Consider the following 19224-nt stretch of genomic DNA (forward strand, 5'->3'; position numbering starts at 1 on the left):
CACCCGTGGCCAGGAAAACAACGAGCAGCGACAGCAACGAGTCGCGGCTGCTCATCGCCTTCGGATTGATCTTGCTGGTGGTGTTCGGTCTGGTGTTCTTCACCGGTGACCGCAAGCCCGAGCCCAACCTGGGCATCGACCTGCAGGGCGGCACCTCCGTGACCCTGCAGGCCGTCACGCCCGACGGTTCACCGCCCCAGGCGGACCAGATGGAGCAGGCCCGCGACATCCTCAACAAGCGCGTCAACGGACTCGGCGTGACCGGATCCGAGGTGAAGATCAACGGCTCCAACCTGATCATCACCGTCCCCGGCACCAACGGTGACCAGGCCCGCACCCTCGGCCAGACCGCGCAGTTGAAGGTGCGGCCGGTGCTCGGCTCGCAACCGGCCAATGCGGTGAACACCCCCGCGCCGGACCTCACAGATCCGGAGGCCTCCAAGAAGGCGATCGCCGACGCCCGCGCGACTCGGCAGTCCACCGATCCCGCGGTGCAGAAGAAGGCGGCCGACGCGCTCAACTGCGCGCTGCCCGCAGACCCCCTCGCCGGCAACGACCAGCCGGACAAGCCGCTGGTCACCTGTGATCGCCCGGAGGCCGGGCAGCCCGGTCAGGGACGCACCGTCTACACCCTGGGACCGGCGATCATCGACGGTCAATCGATCAAGAACGCCTCGTCCGGCATCCCGCAGAACCAGGCCCAGTACGTGGTCACCCTGGAGTTCACGGGCGACGCCTCCGGCGTGTGGGCCGACTTCACCGCCAAGAACGTGGGCAAGCAGGCCGCGTTCGTGCTCGACTCGCAGGTGATCACCGCGCCGAACATCAACCAGGCGATCCAGGGCGGTCAGACCCAGATCACCGGCAACTTCACCCAGGCCAGCGCGGCCGACCTCGCCGGTGTGCTCAAGTACGGTTCGCTGCCACTGTCGTTCAAGTCCGGCACCGCCCAGACCGTGAGCGCCACCCTCGGATTCGAGTCGCTGCGGGCCGGCCTCTACGCGGGTCTGATCGGCCTGATCCTGGTGCTGATCTACGCGCTGGTGTACTACCGCGCACTGGGCGTGCTGGTGGCGTTGTCGCTGGCCCTGTCCGTGGCGCTGCTGTACGGGCTGCTGGTGCTGCTCGGTCGGTGGGTCGGCTACTCGCTGGACCTGTCCGGCATCGCGGGCATCATCATCGGCATCGGGATGACCGCCGACTCGTTCGTGGTGTACTTCGAGCGGATCAAGGACGAGATCCGCGAGGGCCGCAGTTTTCGATCCGCGGTACCTCGTGGCTGGGTCAGCGCGCGTCGCACCATCTGGACCGGTAACGCCGTCTCGCTGCTCTCCGCCGGAGTCCTGTACTTCCTGGCCGTCGGCGACGTGAAGGGATTCGCCTTCACCCTCGGTCTGTCGACGATCCTCGACGTGGTGATCGTCTTCCTGGTCACCCACCCGCTGGTGTACCTCGCCTCCAAGACCGACTTCTTCGCCAAGCCGTCGATGAACGGCCTCGGCGCCGTGGCCGCGATCGGCCGCGAGCGCCGCCGGGCCGCCGCTACCACTGGGGAGGCGTGAGCATGAGTACCGCAATCGAATCCGAGAAGAAGGCGAGCTTCTTCACCAAGCTCTACACCGGTACCGGTGCCTTCGACATCGTCGGCAAGCGGCGGATGTACTACCTCGCCACCGGCGTCATCGTGGTGATCGCGATCCTGGGAATCCTCATCCCGGGCTTCACGTTCAGCATCGACTTCAAGGGCGGCACCCAGGTCTCGTTCCCGGTGGGATCCTCCGCAGTGGATACCGCGAAGGTCCGTGAGACGGTGCGCAGCTCCACCGGCATCGAACCGGCAGCGGTGCAGACCGCGGGTACCGGCGCCGCGCAGACCTACCAGGTCTCCCTCTCGGAACTGGACAACGACCAGATCACCAAGGCGCGCGACGCCCTGTACCAGACCTTCCAGCCGCCCGGGCGGGACGGCCAACCGGCCAAGAACAGCATCAGCTTCTCCGGCGTCAGTTCGACCTGGGGTGATCAGATCACCCAGCGCGGGCTGCTGGCGCTGGTGGTCTTCCTGGTGCTGGTGACCGCGTACATCGCCGCGCGGTTCCGGGAGTGGGACATGGCGCTCGCGGCGCTCGCGTCACTGTTCTTCGACGTGATCGTCACCGCCGGCTTCTACGCCTGGTCGGGGTTCGAGGTCAGTCCCGCCACCGTCATCGGCCTGTTGACCATCCTCGGCTTCTCGCTCTACGACACCGTCGTCGTCTTCGACAAGGTCGACGAGAACGTGCGGGGGGTTCTGCACACCACCCGCCGCACGTACGCCGAGCAGGCGAACCTGGCGATCAACCAGACCCTGATGCGCTCGATCAACACGACCGTGATCTCGGCGCTGCCGATCATCTCGCTGATGGTCGTCGCCGCCTGGTTGCTCGGAGTGGGCACGCTGATGGACCTCGGTCTGATCCAGCTGGTCGGCGTGGTGATCGGCACCTACTCGTCGGTGTTCTTCGCCGCCCCGCTGCTGGTGACCCTCAAGGAGCGCCGCTCGCAGTACCGTGAGCACACCGCCAAGGTGCTGGCCCGGCGCGAGAACGCCGCCACGGGCGATACCGCGGCGGCCGCCGTCGTACTCGACCGGGCGCCCGCGCGGCCCCGGACGAAGCGGGCCCGCCACAGTGAGTGAGCTGTTCGCCGCGGGCCGCGTGGCAGCGGCCCGCGCCGCGCTGTCGGCACACACCCGGCACGTCCCGGATTTTCCGGAGCCGGGGGTCCTGTTCGCCGATCTCACACCGGTGTTCGCGGACGGTGCGGCGCTGGCGACCGTGATCGACTGCCTCGCCGGTGCCGGTCGCGGCGCCGACGGCGGTGCCTGCGTCGATCTGGTCGCCGGGCTGGACGCCCGCGGCTTCCTGCTCGGATCAGGGGTCGCGCTGCAACTGGGGGTGGGCATGCTCGCCGTCCGCAAGGCGGGCAAACTCCCGCCGCCGGTGCTGCGCGAGGAGTACACCCTCGAATACGGCAGTGCGGCGCTGGAGATCCCCGCCGAGGGCATCGACCTCCGTGGTAAGCGGGTGCTCGTGGTCGACGACGTGCTCGCGACCGGCGGTACCGTCGCCGGTGCCGGGGCGTTGCTGCGCAGTGCCGGGGCGCACGTGGAACGGGTCGCCGTGGTGCTGGAACTCGGTGCGCTCGGTGGGCGGGCCAGGCTCGGGGAATTGCCGGGCGGACCCGTCGCCGTCGAAGCGATCTCGGTAGGGTAGATCACCTAGTACAGCCGGACAGCTCGGGGAGGCATCATGTCGCTGCAGTCTCAGGGCCCCGACGCCGCGCGCACAGCCGGGCCCACCGCACCGTCGGAGAACGGTGCCCCGGGCACGGAACAGACCGGATCGACCACCCGGCGGGTGCGTGCCCGCCTGGCCCGCCGGATGACCGGGACCCGCAATCACGTCCGGCCGGTGCTCGAACCGCTCGTCGCGCTCCACCGGGAGGTGTACCCGAAGGCCGACGTCGCGCTGATCGAACGCGCCTACGACGTCGCCGAGCAGCGTCACTCCACCCAGATGCGCAAATCGGGTGACCCGTACATCACCCACCCGCTCGCGGTCGCCACGATCCTCGCGGAGCTCGGGATGGACACCACCACCCTGGTGGCGGCGCTGCTGCACGACACCGTCGAGGACACCGGCTACAGCATCGAGCAGCTCACCGCCGACTTCGGCACCGAGGTCGCGCACCTGGTGGACGGCGTCACCAAGCTCGACAAGGTCGCCCTGGGCAATGCCGCCGAGGCGGAGACGATCCGCAAGATGATCATCGCCATGGCGCGCGACCCGCGCGTGCTGGTGATCAAGGTCGCGGACCGGCTGCACAACATGCGCACCATGCGTTTCCTGCCGCCGGAGAAGCAGGCCCGTAAGGCCCGCGAGACCCTGGAGGTGATCGCCCCGCTGGCGCATCGCCTCGGTATGTCCAGTGTGAAGTGGGAACTCGAGGACCTCGCCTTCGCGATCCTGCATCCGAAGAAGTACGACGAGATCGTGCGGCTGGTGGCCGACCGGGCACCCTCGCGCGACACCTACCTGGCCGCGGTGCGGGCCGAGATCAACGGCGCGCTGTCCGCTCAGCGGATCGTCGCCGACGTCCAGGGACGCCCGAAACACTACTGGTCGATCTACCAGAAGATGATCGTCAAGGGCCGCGATTTCGACGACATCCACGATCTCGTGGGCGTGCGGATCCTGTGCGACGAGATCCGCGACTGCTACGCGGCGGTGGGTGTGGTGCACGCCCTGTGGCAGCCGATGGCGGGCCGGTTCAAGGACTACATCGCGCAACCCAGGTACGGGGTGTACCAGTCGCTGCACACCACCGTGATCGGACCGGAGGGCAAGCCGCTGGAGGTGCAGATCCGCACCCGCGAGATGCACCGCACCGCCGAGTTCGGGATCGCCGCGCACTGGCGCTACAAGGAGACCAAGGGCCGTGGCGGCGCCAAGGGGTCGGACCTCGCCGAGGTCGACGACATGGCGTGGATGCGGCAACTGCTGGACTGGCAGCGGGAGGCCGCCGACCCGGGGGAGTTCCTGGAGTCCCTGCGCTACGACCTCGCGGTCAAGGAGATCTTCGTCTTCACCCCCAAGGGCGATGTGATCACACTGCCCGCCGGATCGACCCCGGTCGATTTCGCGTACGCCGTGCACACCGAGGTCGGGCACCGGTGCATCGGCGCCCGGGTCAACGGACGACTGGTGGCGCTCGAACGCAAACTGGAGAACGGCGAGGTGGTGGAGGTCTTCACCAGCAAGGCCGAGAACGCCGGCCCGTCGCGGGATTGGCAGTCGTTCGTGGTCTCGCCGCGCGCCAAGGCCAAGATCCGTCAGTGGTTCGCCAAGGAGCGTCGTGAGGAGGCGCTGGAGAACGGCCGCGACGCGATCGCCAAGGAGGTCCGGCGGTCCGGGCTGCCGCTGCAGCGGCTCACCAACGCCGAGTCCATGGCCGGGATCGCCAAGGAGCTGCGGTACACCGACGTCAGCGCGCTGTACACCGCGGTCGGCGAGCACCAGGTGTCGGCGCACACGGTGGTGCAGCGGATGGTCGAGCAGCTCGGTGGCATCGAGGAGGCGACCGAGGAGCTGGCCGAGCGCAGTACTCCGTCGACCATCTCCACCCCGAGCAGCGCCTCCACCGACGTCGGCGTGCTGGTCACCGATCAGCCGGGGGTGCTGGCCAAGCTCGCCAAGTGCTGCACCCCGGTACCGGGGGACGAGATCGTCGGATTCGTCACCCGCGGCGGCGGGGTCAGCGTGCACCGCACCGACTGCACCAACGTGGTGGAGCTGCGCAAGGAACCCGAGCGGTTCCTGGACGTGAAGTGGGCGCCGTCGCCGTCGTCGGTGTTCCTGGTCGCGATCCAGGTGGAGGCGCTCGACCGGCACCGTCTGCTCTCCGACGTCACCAAGGTGCTCGCCGACGAGAAGGTCAACATCCTCTCGGCGTCGGTGACCACCTCACGGGACCGGGTCGCGATCTCCCGCTTCACCTTCGAGATGGGCGACCCGAAGCACCTCGGGCACGTGCTGAACGTGGTCCGCAACGTGGAGGGCGTGTACGACGTCTACCGCGTCACCTCCGCGCAGTAGCGCGCCCCGGACTCCAGACCCGACCACGCCGGTCCGGACACCCGGATCGCGCCGGCGTGCCAGCTACCGAACGCGGAAGGGGCCCCGCTCGGTAGCGGGGCCCCTCCGTTCGACGGTGACGTCAGGCCAGCGACATCGAGGTGATGTTCACCGGCTGCGTCGGCTCACCGTCGGTGACCGGCTGGCCGGGCTTGGGTGCCGGGCCGCCGGGCTTGGTCTTGATGCCCTTCTTCGCGATGTCCTGCAGCGTCTTCAGGCCGGCGTCGTCGACCTTGCCGATCACCGAGTAGTCGGCGGGCAGGGTGGTGTCCTTGTACACCAGGAAGAACTGGCTCGACCCGGTGTTGGACTGACCCGACTGGGGGCTGTTCGCGTTGGCGACCGCGATCGTGCCCGCCGGATAGATCACCGTCGGGGACGAGCCGGGCTGTGTGGGACCGGTATCGGCCGCCTTGAGGAAGGTCGGCGTCTCGTCCGGCGAGGTCCAGTTCGGGCCGCCCAGCCCGGTACCCGACGGGTCGCCGCACTGCAGCACGTACAGGCCATTCTTCTTATCGGCCGATTCGCTCGCGGTCTCCCGGTGGCAGATCGTGTTGTCGAAGTAGTTCGCCTTCATCAGCGTCACGAAGGTCTGGACGTTGCACGCCGCCTTGGCCCGGTCCAGTTCGAAACCGATCGTGCCCTGATTGGTGTCGATCTTCCCGCTGAGGGTGCCGGAGTTGGGGATGTCCTTGCCCTCGGGCTTGGTCACGCCCTTGTTGCGCTCGGCGATCTTCTGCAGCTGGGGGAGCTGCTTCTCGGTCTCGGCGTTGCGCGTCTCGGCCGAGGTGATCTGCTCCTGCAGCGCGGTCTTCTGCTCCGGGTTCAGCGTGCCGAGCTGCGTCTTGGCCTGTTCGATCTGCTTCTTCATCTCGTCGACGCTCTTGCGCGCCGCGGCCACCTGATCCGGACGGTCGGGGAAGGTGCAGGTGGTGTGCTGAGACTTGAACCGGTTCTCCGCGCCGACCCGCAGCGGGCCCTGCGGCCCCTGCGGCAGCCAGATGTAGCAACCCGCGGCGACCAGCGCGACCACGACGACGCCGGCGATGGCTCCCGCCCTGATCTTGCGTTTGCGCGCGTCGGCCTCACGCCGCTCGTTCTGCTTCGCGAGCTTGTCGCGGGCTGCCTGGCGGCGCTCTTCATTGCTCGGCACGGTGTGACGACCTCCTAGTTACCGACATCCGGCGGGCTCAACTGATCGTCAAGTCTGCCAGTTAAACCTGATAGACGCCGCCACGGGGTCTGGTGCCACAATGGTCGAATGCTGATCACCGGATTCCCGGCGGGGGTGTTCCAGACCAACTGCTACGTCGTCGCAGCCGGTCCCGGCTCCGACGCCGTCGTCATCGACCCCGGTCAGGATGCTCTGGGGCCGCTCGACGCCCTCCTGACCGAGCACCGTCTGAACCCGGTCGCGGTACTGCTCACCCACGGTCACCTCGACCACACCTGGACCGCGCAGCAGTTCGCCGACCAGCACTCCATCCCGGTGCACATCCACGCCGGGGACCGGCCGATGCTCGCCGATCCGGCGATCGGGATCGGTCCCGCCCTGGGAGCGATGATCGGCGATCAGGTCTTCACCGAACCGCAGAAGGTGATCGAACTCGTCGACGGCGAACCGGTCACCCTCGCCGGGATCACCTTCGGCGTCGATCACGCCCCCGGACATTCCGCGGGCTCGATCGTCTTCACCACGACCGCCGACGGCCCCGGCGGCGAGGAGGTCACCGTCGCCCTCGCCGGCGACGTGCTGTTCCAGGGCTCGATCGGCCGGACCGACCTGCCGGGCGGTAGCCACCAGCAGCTGCTCGACTCGATCGCGCAGAAACTGCTGCCGCTGCCGGACGACACCCTCGTGCTGCCCGGGCACGGCCCGGCGACCACCATCGGAGCGGAGCGGACGTCGAACCCGTTCCTGCAGACACTGACCGGAAGCGAGACTCCGGGAGAACGGAAAGGGCGATACGGACTGTGAGCGCCGGTAGCTTCCAGGCACCGAAGGGTATTCCCGACTACATCCCGGTCCCGTCCGGGGAGAAGAACAGCTCAGCGGACTTCCTGGCGGTGCGGACGGCCCTGCTGCGCGCCACCGCCGAGGCCGGTTACGGGTACATCGAACTGCCGGTCTTCGAGGACACGACGCTGTTCGCCCGCGGCGTCGGTGAATCCACCGACGTGGTGGCCAAGGAGATGTACACCTTCGCCGACCGCGGCGACCGCTCGGTGACACTGCGCCCCGAGGGGACCGCCGGCGTGGTCCGCGCGGTCCTGCAGCACGGTCTCGACCGCGGCCAACTGCCGGTCAAGGCGGCCTACGCGGGACCGTTCTTCCGGTACGAGCGCCCGCAGGAGGGTCGCTACCGGCAACTCCAGCAGGTGGGACTCGAAGCCATCGGAGTCGACGATCCGGCGCTCGACGCCGAGGTGATCGCCGTCGCCGATCGCGCCTACCGCAGCGTCGGTCTGGACGGGTTCAGATTGGAGATCTCCTCGCTGGGCGACGGCACCTGCCGCCCGCAGTACCGGGAGAAGCTGCAGCAGTTCCTGTTCGGCCTCGACCTCGACGAGGAGACCCGCCGGCGGGCCGAGATCAACCCGCTGCGGGTGCTCGACGACAAGCGGCCCGAGGTGCGGGAGATGACCGCGGACGCACCGCTGATGATCGACAACCTCACCGCCGAGCCGAAGGAGCACTTCGAGAAGGTGCTGGGCTACCTCGACGCGCTCGGGGTGCCGTACGTGGTGAACCCGCGTCTGGTCCGCGGCCTGGACTACTACACGAAGACCTGTTTCGAGTTCGTCCACGACGGTCTCGGAGCGCAGTCCGGCATCGGCGGCGGTGGCCGCTACGACGGGCTGGTCGAACAACTCGGCGGGCGCGAGGGCGTCACCGGCGTGGGCTTCGGACTGGGCGTGGACCGCACCCTGCTGGCGCTGACCGCCGAGGGGAAGCGGGCACCGTCGGATCCGCGGGTCACCGTCTTCGGCGTGCCGCTGGGGGACCGGGCCCGTGACGCGATGGTGCCGCTCCTGGGCCGCTTCCGGGCCGCCGGCGTCCCCTCCGACATGGCCTACGGGAACCGGGCGATGAAGGGAGCGATGAAGGCCGCGGACCGCTCCGGTGCCCGGTTCGCCCTGATCCTGGGTGATTCCGAGCTCGACGAGGGCGTGGTGATGGTCAAGGATCTCGCGAACGGCGAGCAGCGCGCGGTATCGCTCGATACGGTCGTGGACATGATTCTCGCCGAGAACCGGGCCGGGTAGACCGTGTCGTCCAGTCCTGCCGAGCCCGGCGCCCGCGACCCGCGGGAGCTGAGCGCGGAGGACGCCGTCGACGTCGACCTGATCCCGCCGCGGGTGATGCTCCCGACGGTGCGCCGTGCCCTCGCGGTCGGCCTGGTCGTCTCCCTGTTCGCCGCGGTGATGACGGCGATCCTCGCCGGACCGGGCTGGGCGATCGGGGTCCTGGTGGCGGGCGCGGCCCCTGGACTGATCGGTTACCTCGCAGTGGCGCGGCGCCGGGTGTATCTCGATCACCGGGTGCTCACCCGGCGCACGCTGCGCACTCAGCGGGTGAACCTGATGGACGCCGACGAGGTCGATCTCGTGGCCGCACTGGCGAGACTGTCGCAGGTATCGCTGCGGGTCCGGCAGGGGCGGACGACGGTGCGCCTGCCGGTCGCCCTGTACGGCACGCCGCGGCCGGGCCGGATCCGCGGCCGGGAACTGCCGATGCTGGGGATGCGGCGTCTGGCCGAGGCGCTCGAACGCAACCAACTCCCGCAGGCACAGGACATCGCCCGGGTGCTCACCGAACAGGCCCGTAGCCAGGCGACGTCCACTCCGATGCGGGACCGCCCGCTGTGCCGTGCCGCCGGCATCGCGCGGGAGGTCGGCGGCGCCGACGAACTGGTGTTCACCGCCGACGAGGTGGACGAGATCGCCCGGCCGCCCTGGTAGACACGCTGCGTTCGAACACTTGACTGGAATCGAACAAAGTGTTCGACTTGACCCGTGAGATGGGACGGGCAGTTGCTGGGTGAGTCGCGCTCCGGCGTGCGTGGCCTACCGGGGCTCGAGGGTGCCGGGCGCACGGTCACCGCACCGGAGTTCGACGGCATCACCTTCCACGAGGTGCTGTGCAAGAGTGCGCTGAACAAACTCCCGGAATCCTCGGCGATGCCCTTCACCTGGACGGTGAACCCGTACCGGGGCTGCACGCACGCCTGCACCTACTGTTTCGCCCGGTCCAGTCACGAATATCTGGAGTTCGACGCCGGGGGAGACTTCGACACCCAGATCGTGGTCAAGACCAACCTGGTCCCGGTGCTCCGCAAGGAGCTGCGGCGTGCCTCCTGGCGCGGCGAGCCGGTGGCGCTCGGGACGAATACCGATCCGTACCAGCGCGCCGAGGGCCGGTATCGGCTGATGCCGGGGGTGATCGGCGCACTGGCCGGTGCCGGTTCGCCGATCTCGATCCTCACCAAGGGCACTCTGTTGCGGCGCGACCTACCGCTGCTGGCCACCGCCGCGACCACGGTTCCGGTGCACCTGTCGGTCTCACTCGCCCTGCTCGATCCGCAATTGCAGCAATCCCTGGAACCCGGTGCGCCGAAACCCGCAGCGCGGCTGGAGCTGATCCGGGCGATCGCGGATGCCGGCTTCGCCCCGCACGTGATGGTCGCACCGGTGGTGCCCTACCTCACCGACGACGCCGCCTCGCTGCGGGCACTGTTCGAGGCGCTGGCGCAGGCCGGCGCCGCCACCGCCTCGGTGATGGCACTCAACCTCACCGGCCGCTACCGCGACTGGTTCCTGAGCTGGCTCGCCGAGAACCATCCGATGCTGGTGCGGCGCTACCGCCAGCTCTACGGCAGCACCGGGCGGGTCGGCGCGGACTACCGTGCGCACCTGCGCGGCCGGGTCGATCCGCTGCTGCAGGAGTACGGACTGATCCGCCGGGACGATCCGTACGCAGCGCCAGCGCCGCGGCCCCGTCGGACCGCCACCGGCACCGCCGTCGAGTTGCAGTCGGCCCTGTTCTGACCTCGATTGGCCGACAGTAATGAAAACCGTTACTATTAGGCCCATGGACGTCGCCGCCCCGCTCCCGGTCACCGTGCTCTCCGGTTTCCTCGGATCCGGCAAGACCACACTGCTCAATCACCTGCTCGACAACCGTGAGGGACTGCGCATCGCGGTCATCGTCAACGACATGAGTGAGGTGAACGTCGACGCCGCCCTGGTCGACCTCGGCGGCTTCGACCGCACCGAGGAGAAGCTCGTCGAGCTCAGTAACGGCTGCATCTGCTGCACGCTGCGCGAGGACCTGGTCGATGCGGTGGGCGCCATCGCGCGCCAGCGCACCGCGGACGGCGCTCCGCGGTTCGACCACCTGGTGATCGAGTCGACCGGCATCTCCGAACCGATGCCGGTCGCCGCCGCGTTCGACTGGACCTTCGACGACGGCACCCGGCTCGGCGACATCGCACGCCTGGACACCATGGTCACCGTGGTCGACGCGAGCACCTTCCTCGGCGAGATCGCCCACGGGCAGAGCCTGGCCGGACGGGGCCTGGGTGCTGCCGAACAGGACGAGCGGTGCATCGCCGATCTGCTGATCGACCAGGTCGAGTTCGCCGACGTCGTGCTGCTGAGCAAGCTCGATCTGGTGTCCGAGACGTCCGGCGGCGCAGTCGGTGCCACCGTCCGCAGGCTCAACCCGCGGGCCCGGGTGCGGTCCTTGCCGCACGGCGAGATCGCGCTCTCCGAGGTGATCGGCACCGGACTGTTCGACCACAACGCGGCCTCTGCGGTGGCCGGGTGGGACGACGAGGTGCTGGGCGGCCACACACCGGAGACGCAGGAGTACGGCATCTCCTCGATCACCTACCGCTCGAACCGGCCGTTCCACCCCGAGCGCCTGCTGCAAGCCCTCTCCGAAGTCCGCGCGGTACTGCGCAGCAAGGGCTTCTGCTGGATCGCCAGCCGGCCCGATCTGGTGGGCGTCTGGGCGCAGGCCGGGCCCAATCTCAGCATCGAACCCGCCGCGTACTGGACGCAGTTCGACGGTGAACCGCAGCAGGAGTTGGTGTTCATCGGGGTGCGCCTGGACGAGGACCGGCTGCGCGCCCTGCTGGACGCGGCGCTGCTCACCGACGACGAAGTCGCTCAGGGTCCCGCGCAGTGGCGGGACTACCCGGACCGGCTACCGATGTGGAACGTGCCGGCGCACCATCACTGACCGGAGAGGGCGCGCTCAGCCGCCCCGCTCGCCGCCTCAGCGAGCTCCGGGATCAGTGCCAGCCGGGTGCGTCGTTCGAGCAGGTCCGCAGCCGTCACCGCGCCCTCGACCAGTGCGCCGAAGACCAGCTCCGCTCCGGTGACCTCGGTGCCCTCGGCGACCGGCGCGGCCAGCGCCGGGTCGGCGGCGGCGAGCGCCCGCACGGCCGGAGCCTCCGTGCCGTAGGCGCGCACCAGACGCTCCGGGGCGTCGATCCGGCTCAGCAACTCGCGTGACGCGGCGCCGACCAGAGGCACCCCGGTGGTGATCGACGGCCCCGCGAGCAGCCCGGAGGCGTCGACCGCGGCGTCGACCGCGTCCTCGGCCATCCTCCGGTAGGTGGTCAGCTTGCCGCCGACCACCGTGACCAGTCCGTCTTCGCGGGTCAGTACCGCATGTCGGCGGGAGACGTCCGCAGTGCGGCCCTCTCCGGAGTCGAGCAACGGCCGCAGTCCGGAGAAGGTGCCCACCACGTCGTCGCGGGTGAGCGGTTTGTCCAACGCCAGGCTCACGGTCTCGAGCAGGAAGTCGATCTCGAGGTCCGAGGCGGTGGGCACATCCGGTACGGGGCCGTCGGCCTCCTCGTCGGTCAGGCCCACGTAGACCCGCCCGTCCGGTTGCGGCAGGGCGAAGACGTACCTGCCGAACGAGTCGGGCACGGGCACCGTGAGCCCGGCGGTGAGACCCTCGAAGGTCTCCTGACGGAACACCAGGTGGGTACCGCGGCTCGGGCGCAGGCCGATCGCCGGATCGACGGTGCCGGCCCACACGCCCGTGGCGTTGACCACGGCCTTGGCGCGCAGCACGAAGGAGTGGCCGGTCAGTTCATCGGTGACGGTGGCCGCGCTGCCGGTGACCTCGGTGGCCGCGCAGTGGGTGAGCACGATCGCGCCGTACGCCGCCGCGGTGCGGGCGATGCCCACCGTGAGCCGGGCATCGTCGGTGAGCTGCCCGTCCCAGTTCAGCAGGCCGCCGCGCAGCCCTTCCCGCTTGACCGTGGGAGCCATCTCGATCACCTCGGCCGCCGAGATGCGCCGCGAGCGGTGCAGGTCCGCCGACGGGGTGCGGGCGGCGATCCGCAGCGCATCACCGGCGAGGAAGCCGATCCGGGTCAGTGCGGCGTCGCGCCGGGAGACATCGCCGAGCAGTGGCACCACCTGCGCCAGCGGGCGGGTCAGATGCGGCGCGATCACCCGGATCAGGGCGTCGCGTTCGACGGCGCTCTCGTAGGCGATGCCCACCGAGCCGGAGGCCAGGTAGCGCAGACCGCCGTGTACCAGCTTCGAGGACCAGCGGCTGGTGCCGAAGGCGAGGTCGTGCTTCTCGACCAGGGCGACCCGTAGCCCGCGGCTGGCGGCATCCAGTGCCACGCCGGTTCCGGTCACGCCGCCGCCGATCACCAGCAGGTCCACCGACGGGTCGGCGGCGAGGGCGGTCAGATCGGCGGCGCGGCGCGATGCGGACAGTCGCGCCGAAGGGTCGATGCGGGCGATGGCCGATGCCAGTGCGTTCATGGGCGGAGGTACCTGTCGAGTAGGTCGAAGAGTTGGTGGTCCAGGAGGTCTGCGGAATCGGTGAACACCGGGCCGGTGAAGGTGGCCGACCACGCGGCCTGCAACACCACCGCCGCGAGCTCGGCGGGATCACCCGGCCGGATGCTGCCGTCGGCCTGTCCCTGGGCGATGCCCTCGGTGATCGCCTCGAGTTGCGCCCGGGAGGTGCGGCCGGTGCGGTGCAACAGGTAGGGGAGCAGGAACTCGGGATCGAGTTCGACGATGCGCCGCAGCAGGGGGTGTTCCCGGGCGGAGGAAGTCACGTGGACGACGGTGCGCACCAGCGTCTCCCGGCTGGTGGCGCCCTCGAACAGGCCCACGCTCGACATCGCCGCCACGAACTCGCGGGTGGTCACGGCGGCGGCCAGGGCCTGCACGTTCGGGTAGCGGCGGTAGAGCGTGGCGCGCGAGACCCTCGCGGTGCGGGCCACGTCGGCCATCGTGGTGCGGCGGATGCCGATGGTGGACATCAGCTCGCACGCGGCGTCGAGGATCACCTCGTCGTCGACGGCGTTGGCCGGACGCGCCGACTCCGACCGCTGATTGAGATCCTGCGACATCATGTGTACAAATGTATCATGACTTCGTCCGAGGTGGAGCTGCCCGTCGTCGACTTCGAGCCCGGTCGGTGGGGTGATCCCGCCACTTCGATGCACCTGTCGGAATCGGTGCTCGGCGCCCTGACCATGCTCGGAATCGACCGGCCCGGCCCCGCGCCGATCGCGCCCCGGATCGCCCCGACCCGAGTGGGGGAGATCGACCTCGCCGCCCTGCGCGCGACCGGTGCCGTGGTCACCGTCGACGACGACGCCCGGCTGCGGCACCTGCGCGGCTACTCCACCCCCGACCTGCTCAAGTTCCGCGCCGGTGACGCCACCGACGCCCCGGACGTCGTGGTCACGCCCGGCGCTGCCGAGCAGGTCGCGGCGGTGCTGGCGGTGTGCGCCGAATTCGACCTCACGCTCACCCCGTTCGCCGGAGGAACCTCCGTCACCGGCGGCCTGACCCCGGAGCGCCAGCGGCCCGTCGTCGCCCTGGACACAGGCGCCCTCACCGGCCTGATCGCGCTGGACGAACAATCCCAGGTGGCCACCTTGGCCGCAGGTACCCGCCTTCCCGAAGCCGAGCGCCTGCTCACCGAACACGGCTACGAACTCGGCCACTTCCCGCAGTCCTACGAGGGCGCCACCATCGGCGGTTGCGCGGTCACCCGCTCCGCCGGGCAGTCGTCCATCGGTTACGGACGGTTCGACGAGATGGTGGTCGGCCTGACGGTGGCCACCCCCACCGGTGAGGCCGAGATCGGCACCGCCCCCAAGTCCGCCGCCGGACCCGATCTGCGGCAACTCATCCTCGGCTCCGAAGGTGCCTTCGGTGTGGTCACCGCGGTGCGGGTGCGGGTGCACCCGGTCCCCACGGTCCGGCGGTTCTCCGGATGGCACTTCCCCGACTTCGCCGCCGGTGCCGCGGCCATGCGCGCGCTGGTGCAGGGCAACGTCCGGCCCACGGTGCTCCGCCTGTCCGACGAGGTCGAGACCGCGTTGAACCTGGCCGACCCGGGCGCAGCCGGAAAGGCCGCCGTGGGCGGATGCCTGATGATCGTCGGCTTCGAAGGCGATCAGGCCGATGTCGACTGCCGAGAGGGGTACGTCCGCGCACGGCTCACCGAGCTCGGTGGCAACGACCTCGGTGAGGCACCCGGTCAGGCGTGGCGCGTGGGCCGTTTCCGCGGGCCCTACCTGCGTGATCCGCTGCTCGACGCCGGCGCCCTGGTGGAGACCCTGGAGACCGTCACCTTCTGGTCCGGCCTGGAACGACTGAAGACCGACGTGACCGACGCGCTCACCGCCGCACTGGCCGAGCAGGGCACCCCGGCGGTGGTCATGTGCCACATCTCGCACGTGTACCCGACCGGTGCGTCCTTGTACTTCACCGTGATCTCGAAGGCGCTACCGGACCCGCTCACCCAATGGGCTGCGGCGAAGAATGCCGCCAATGCCGCGATCCGTGCCGCCGGCGCCTCCATCACCCACCATCACGCCGTCGGCACCGACCACCGCTCGACCTATCTGCAGGAGATCGGCGAGGTGCAGCTGAGCGCACTGCGCGCGGTCAAGCGCGCGCTCGATCCGAAGGGCGTGCTCAACCCGGGGATCCTGCTGCCGTGACCGCCGACATCGTCGCCGTCGTCAATCCGATCTCCGGGGGAGGCGCGGGCCGCACCCGCTGGGCCGCCGTCGCCGCCGAACTGGACCGGCGCGGCGTGCAGTGGGAGGTCGCCGAATCCGCATCCGGGGCGGACGCCCGCCGGCTCGCCGCGCAGGCCGCCGCCTCCGGTGCGTTGACCGTCGCGGTCGGCGGCGACGGCCAGATCCGCGACGTCGCCTCCGGTGTGCTCCGCGAGCCCGGTGCTCCGATGGGCATCGTCACCGCCGGACGCGGAAACGACCTGGCCCGGCACCTGGGTATCGGTGCGGACGTGACGGCCATCGCCGACACCCTCACCGACGGGATGCGCCGCGACCTGGACGTGCTCACCATCGGTGAGGAGATCTCCGTCGGCAACGTGTACATGGGCCTGGACTCGGTGGCCACCGAGCTGATCAACCGGCTGCGGTGGATGGGCCCGCCGGCCTACCGGGTGGCGCCGGTCCTGGCCGCCCTGCGCTGGAAGGCCGCGCAGTTCCGCATCGAGGTCGACGATCAGGTGGTCGAAACGCCCGCGCACCTGGTGGTCGTCGCCAACTCCGGCTGGTACGGCAGCGGCCTGCACATGGTTCCCTCGGCGAGCGCCGACAACGGGCGGATCGACGTGCTGGTGGTGGACGGCGGCGGCGCCAAACACAGACTGATCGGCGCGATGACCGAGGCCAAGACCGGTGCGCACGTCGCCCGCCCGGAGGTCCGCACCTACACCGGCACACAGGTCACGATCACCGCGGACCGTCCGCTCCCGGTGCACGCCGACGGTGACTACCTGCAGGAGTTCCCGGTCACCGTCGGAATCCGCCCGGCCGCACTGCCGGTCCTGGTTCCCCGCTGATACCCGCCCGCGTGTCCCTGGACGTCACACCTCGATGAGCGCGGTGCGCAGGGTGTCCAGGCCCATCCCGCCCAGTGCCAGTGCATCACGGTGGAAGTCCTTGAGTGACGACCCCGGGTGCGCGGCCAGATAGGCCTCGCGGGTCTGCTCCCACACCCGCTGGCCCACCGAGTACGACGGCGCCTGCCCGGGCCAGCCCAGGTAGCGGTGGTACTCGAAACGCAGCTGCTCATCGGACATCGCGACGTGCGAGCGCAGGAACGCCCAGCCCTTGTCGTAGGTCCAGTGGCCGCCGCCCATCTCCTCGGGTGCGGTGAAACCACAGTGCACGCCGATGTCGAGCACCACCCGCGCGGCCCGGAGCCGCTGTGAATCGAGCATCCCCATCAGGTCACCGTCGTCGTCGAGGAAGCCGAGCTCCTGCATCAGCCGCTCCGCGTACAGGGCCCACCCCTCACCGTGCCCGGAGGTGAACGAGTACAGCTTGCGCCACCGGTTCAGCGGCGCGATCACCGACTGCCCGATCTGCAGGTGATGCCCCGGGACCCCCTCGTGGTAGACCGTGGTGCGCTCCTGCCAGGTGTGGAACTCGGTGACCGTGTCGGGGACCGACCACCACATCGCGCCGGGACGGCTCAGGTCCGCCGACGGACCGGTGTAGTAGATCCCGCCGGATCCGCTGGGCGCGATCCGGCAGTCCAACCGGTGCAACTGCTCGGGGATCTCGAAATGGGTACCGGCCAGCGCCGCGACCGACTCGTCGGAGGTGTGCTGCATCCACTCACGCAGCGCATCGGTACCGTGCAGGGTGTACCGGGCTTCGGTATCGAGCTGCGCCAGGGCCTGCGCCACCGTCGCGCCCGGATACAGCCGCTGCGCCACCCGCTGCTGTTCGGCGACGATCGACGCGAGCAGGTCCTGCCCCCACGCGTAGGTCTCCTCCAGGTCGATGGTGGCCCCGAGGAACAACCTCGAATACAGCGGGTACACCTCCCGGCCCACTCCGAAGCCGCCCGGCTGGTCGACGGGCACCGCGGACGGTGCGATCTCGGTCTGCAGCACCTGGGCGTATCGGGCGAACGCCGCCCGGACGTCGTCGATCACACCGTCGGGAGCGGCGGAAGCGAGACGGCCGGCGTTCGCCGCCACCTGCTCACCGGCCGGCCCCGCCTGTGCCAGGCACTGCTGCACCTGCAGCTCGGGCAGGGGCCAGGACCCGTCGGCGAGCCGGGAGCGCAGCCCCGAGATCGCCGAGTCCACCGCACCCGGAACCGCCCGCAACCGGTCGATGAGCAGCTGGTCGGACGCGGGGCCGCCCGCGTCCATCAGGTCGAAGACGTCACGGATCGCCTGCAGCGGAGAGACGATCACGTTCAGCTCGCCGACCAGCCGGCCGGCGTCGGCGAGGTCGAGCCGCACGCCCAGCCGCTCCCGCAGCGCGGCCGCCGTCACCCGGTCGGCCGCCGACTGCGCGGACGCCGCGACGGAGTCCACCTCGGCCAGGGTCGCGCGGTCCAGATCGGTGCGAGCGGCCACCCCACCGGGGGAGAAGTCGGTGAGCCGATCGTCGAAATCGGTGATCCCGACGGCCGTGGCCTCCACCGGATCCGCGGCCGCCAGGGCCTGCGCGTAACGGTCGGCGAGTGCGTCGATCGGGGAGGTCATGGCAGCGATCCTAGGCCGGACGGCAGGGCCGCGAGCCCGGGCCGGGTCAGACCGTGCCGGTGAAGGTGTCGCAGCGCTTCGGGTCACCGCTCTGGTAACCCTGCGAGAACCACTTGACCCGCTGCGCCGAGGTGCCGTGCGAGAACGACTCCGGGTTGGGGTTGCGGCCCGCATTGCGCTGGATGGTGTCGTCGCCGATCGCCTTCGCGGTCTGGATCGCGGTGGCGATCTGATCCTGCGAGAGCGGCTTGAGCATCGCCTCCGGGCCCTTGTCCGCGTGCGCGGCCCACACCCCGGCGAAGCAATCGGCCTGCAGCTCCACCCGAACCGAACCGCTCTGCGGCCCCGTTCCCTCGCGGGACTTACCGATCGTCCCGATCAGGTTCTGCACGTGGTGGCCGAACTCGTGCGCCACGATGTACTCCTGCGCGAAGGCCTCGTTCGAACCACCCATCTTCGCGATCACCCGATCCATGAAGTCGATCTGGAAGACCGCCACTTGGTCGGCCGGGCAGTAGAACGGGCCGGTATCGGCACCCGCCACACCGCACGCGGTGTTGATCGACCGCGCGCCCTGCGGCATGATCTTGGTCCCCCCGCGCGGCGGCTGGTAGCCGCGCAGCACCGTCGGCCACACCTTGTCCAACGAGATGGTGGTGGCCTTGATCCGGCACGCGGTATCGGAGTTGGCCTGCTCATAGGTGCAGTTCTGCAGCTTCTGGGCGAGCTGCTGCTCGGCCTGCGAGCCGGCACCGCCCTGCTGGGGTGCCTGCTGCGAACCGCCGCCGGTCAGATCCACACCGAAGAACAGGCCGATCACCACGATCACCACGGCGCCGATGCCGCCGCCGCCGATCGCCATACCGCGACCCATGCCTCCGCCGCCGCCACCGGCGCCGACGTTCCCACCTTCGATCCGGCCGTTGCCCTGAAAGGTCATGCAGACAGCATTCCATGACAGCGGTGAGATGGTGCGGCTCTGCGCCCCGTAGCATGAAGACG

General features: G+C 69.8%; 16 protein-coding genes. 11 read left to right on the top strand and 5 right to left on the bottom strand.

Annotated features, from left to right (window positions below; all coding sequences use genetic code 11):
* Window positions 1-5: 5 nt before the first annotated feature.
* From secD to ACYVHG_RS01355, 4 genes are read left to right on the top strand one after another with little or no spacing between them, the layout of a single operon-like run.
* Window positions 6-1562: a protein translocase subunit SecD gene (secD, locus tag ACYVHG_RS01340; RefSeq protein ID WP_461165620.1), complete on the top strand. Its 1557-nt coding sequence runs from the start codon at window positions 6-8 to the stop codon at window positions 1560-1562.
* A 2-nt stretch (window positions 1563-1564) separates the two neighbouring features.
* Window positions 1565-2677, top strand: a complete 1113-nt coding sequence (gene secF, locus ACYVHG_RS01345; RefSeq protein WP_461165621.1) for a protein translocase subunit SecF — start codon at window positions 1565-1567, stop codon at window positions 2675-2677.
* 1 nt (window position 2678) lies between these two features.
* The gene (locus tag ACYVHG_RS01350; protein WP_461165848.1) at window positions 2679-3254 is read left to right on the top strand and encodes an adenine phosphoribosyltransferase; all 576 of its coding nucleotides are present in this window, start codon (window positions 2679-2681) and stop codon (window positions 3252-3254) included.
* 36 nt (window positions 3255-3290) lie between these two features.
* Window positions 3291-5636 carry a RelA/SpoT family protein gene (locus ACYVHG_RS01355; protein ID WP_461165622.1) on the top strand — a complete coding sequence of 782 codons (2346 nt, stop codon included), beginning with the start codon at window positions 3291-3293 and terminating at the stop codon, window positions 5634-5636.
* 121 nt (window positions 5637-5757) lie between these two features.
* Here ACYVHG_RS01355 and ACYVHG_RS01360 read toward each other — a convergent pair whose 3' ends face one another.
* Complete coding sequence (locus ACYVHG_RS01360) at window positions 5758-6828, bottom strand: peptidylprolyl isomerase (protein ID WP_461165623.1); 1071 nt, start codon at window positions 6826-6828, stop codon at window positions 5758-5760.
* A 108-nt stretch (window positions 6829-6936) separates the two neighbouring features.
* On the opposite strand from ACYVHG_RS01360, the gene ACYVHG_RS01365 reads away from it, so the two are divergent.
* Genes ACYVHG_RS01365 through ACYVHG_RS01385 form a run of 5 tightly spaced genes read left to right on the top strand, consistent with a single transcriptional unit; the run spans window position 6937 to window position 11922 of the window.
* On the top strand, window positions 6937-7653 hold the full coding sequence (locus tag ACYVHG_RS01365) for an MBL fold metallo-hydrolase (protein ID WP_461165624.1): 717 nt from the start codon (window positions 6937-6939) through the stop codon (window positions 7651-7653).
* Window positions 7650-8942, top strand: a complete 1293-nt coding sequence (gene hisS, locus ACYVHG_RS01370) for a histidine--tRNA ligase (protein ID WP_461165625.1) — start codon at window positions 7650-7652, stop codon at window positions 8940-8942. The genes ACYVHG_RS01365 and hisS overlap by 4 nt, the downstream gene beginning before the upstream one ends.
* A 3-nt stretch (window positions 8943-8945) precedes the next feature.
* A complete protein-coding gene (locus ACYVHG_RS01375) occupies window positions 8946-9638 on the top strand; it encodes a hypothetical protein (RefSeq protein WP_461165626.1) in 693 nt (230 codons plus the stop codon).
* Between the two features lie 54 nt (window positions 9639-9692).
* Window positions 9693-10724: an Rv2578c family radical SAM protein gene (locus ACYVHG_RS01380; RefSeq protein WP_461165627.1), complete on the top strand. Its 1032-nt coding sequence runs from the start codon at window positions 9693-9695 to the stop codon at window positions 10722-10724.
* 43 nt (window positions 10725-10767) lie between these two features.
* Window positions 10768-11922 carry a GTP-binding protein gene (locus ACYVHG_RS01385; protein ID WP_461165628.1) on the top strand — a complete coding sequence of 385 codons (1155 nt, stop codon included), beginning with the start codon at window positions 10768-10770 and terminating at the stop codon, window positions 11920-11922.
* Here ACYVHG_RS01385 and ACYVHG_RS01390 read toward each other — a convergent pair.
* Both ACYVHG_RS01390 and ACYVHG_RS01395 read right to left on the bottom strand, forming a co-directional pair.
* The gene (locus ACYVHG_RS01390) at window positions 11916-13475 is read right to left on the bottom strand and encodes a glycerol-3-phosphate dehydrogenase/oxidase (RefSeq protein WP_461165629.1); all 1560 of its coding nucleotides are present in this window, start codon (window positions 13473-13475) and stop codon (window positions 11916-11918) included. The two genes, ACYVHG_RS01385 and ACYVHG_RS01390, sit on opposite strands and share 7 nt — an antisense overlap.
* Window positions 13472-14077 (bottom strand): TetR/AcrR family transcriptional regulator, encoded by a 606-nt coding sequence (locus ACYVHG_RS01395; RefSeq protein WP_461165630.1) that lies wholly within the window; start codon window positions 14075-14077, stop codon window positions 13472-13474. Before ACYVHG_RS01395 ends, ACYVHG_RS01390 begins: the two co-directional genes overlap by 4 nt.
* Window positions 14078-14092: 15 nt before the next feature.
* On the opposite strand from ACYVHG_RS01395, the gene ACYVHG_RS01400 reads away from it, so the two are divergent.
* A complete protein-coding gene (locus ACYVHG_RS01400; RefSeq protein WP_461165631.1) occupies window positions 14093-15682 on the top strand; it encodes an FAD-binding oxidoreductase in 1590 nt (529 codons plus the stop codon).
* Complete coding sequence (locus ACYVHG_RS01405) at window positions 15679-16557, top strand: diacylglycerol/lipid kinase family protein (protein ID WP_461165632.1); 879 nt, start codon at window positions 15679-15681, stop codon at window positions 16555-16557. Before ACYVHG_RS01400 ends, ACYVHG_RS01405 begins: the two co-directional genes overlap by 4 nt.
* A 24-nt stretch (window positions 16558-16581) precedes the next feature.
* On the opposite strand, the gene ACYVHG_RS01410 is transcribed toward ACYVHG_RS01405, so the two are convergent.
* Both ACYVHG_RS01410 and ypfJ read right to left on the bottom strand, forming a co-directional pair.
* Complete coding sequence (locus ACYVHG_RS01410; protein WP_461165633.1) at window positions 16582-18222, bottom strand: DUF885 domain-containing protein; 1641 nt, start codon at window positions 18220-18222, stop codon at window positions 16582-16584.
* Between the two features lie 46 nt (window positions 18223-18268).
* Window positions 18269-19162, bottom strand: a complete 894-nt coding sequence (gene ypfJ, locus ACYVHG_RS01415) for a KPN_02809 family neutral zinc metallopeptidase (RefSeq protein WP_461165634.1) — start codon at window positions 19160-19162, stop codon at window positions 18269-18271.
* Between the last annotated feature and the right edge of the window lie 62 nt (window positions 19163-19224).

The sequence above is a fragment of the Tsukamurella serpentis genome (genome assembly GCF_054780975.1).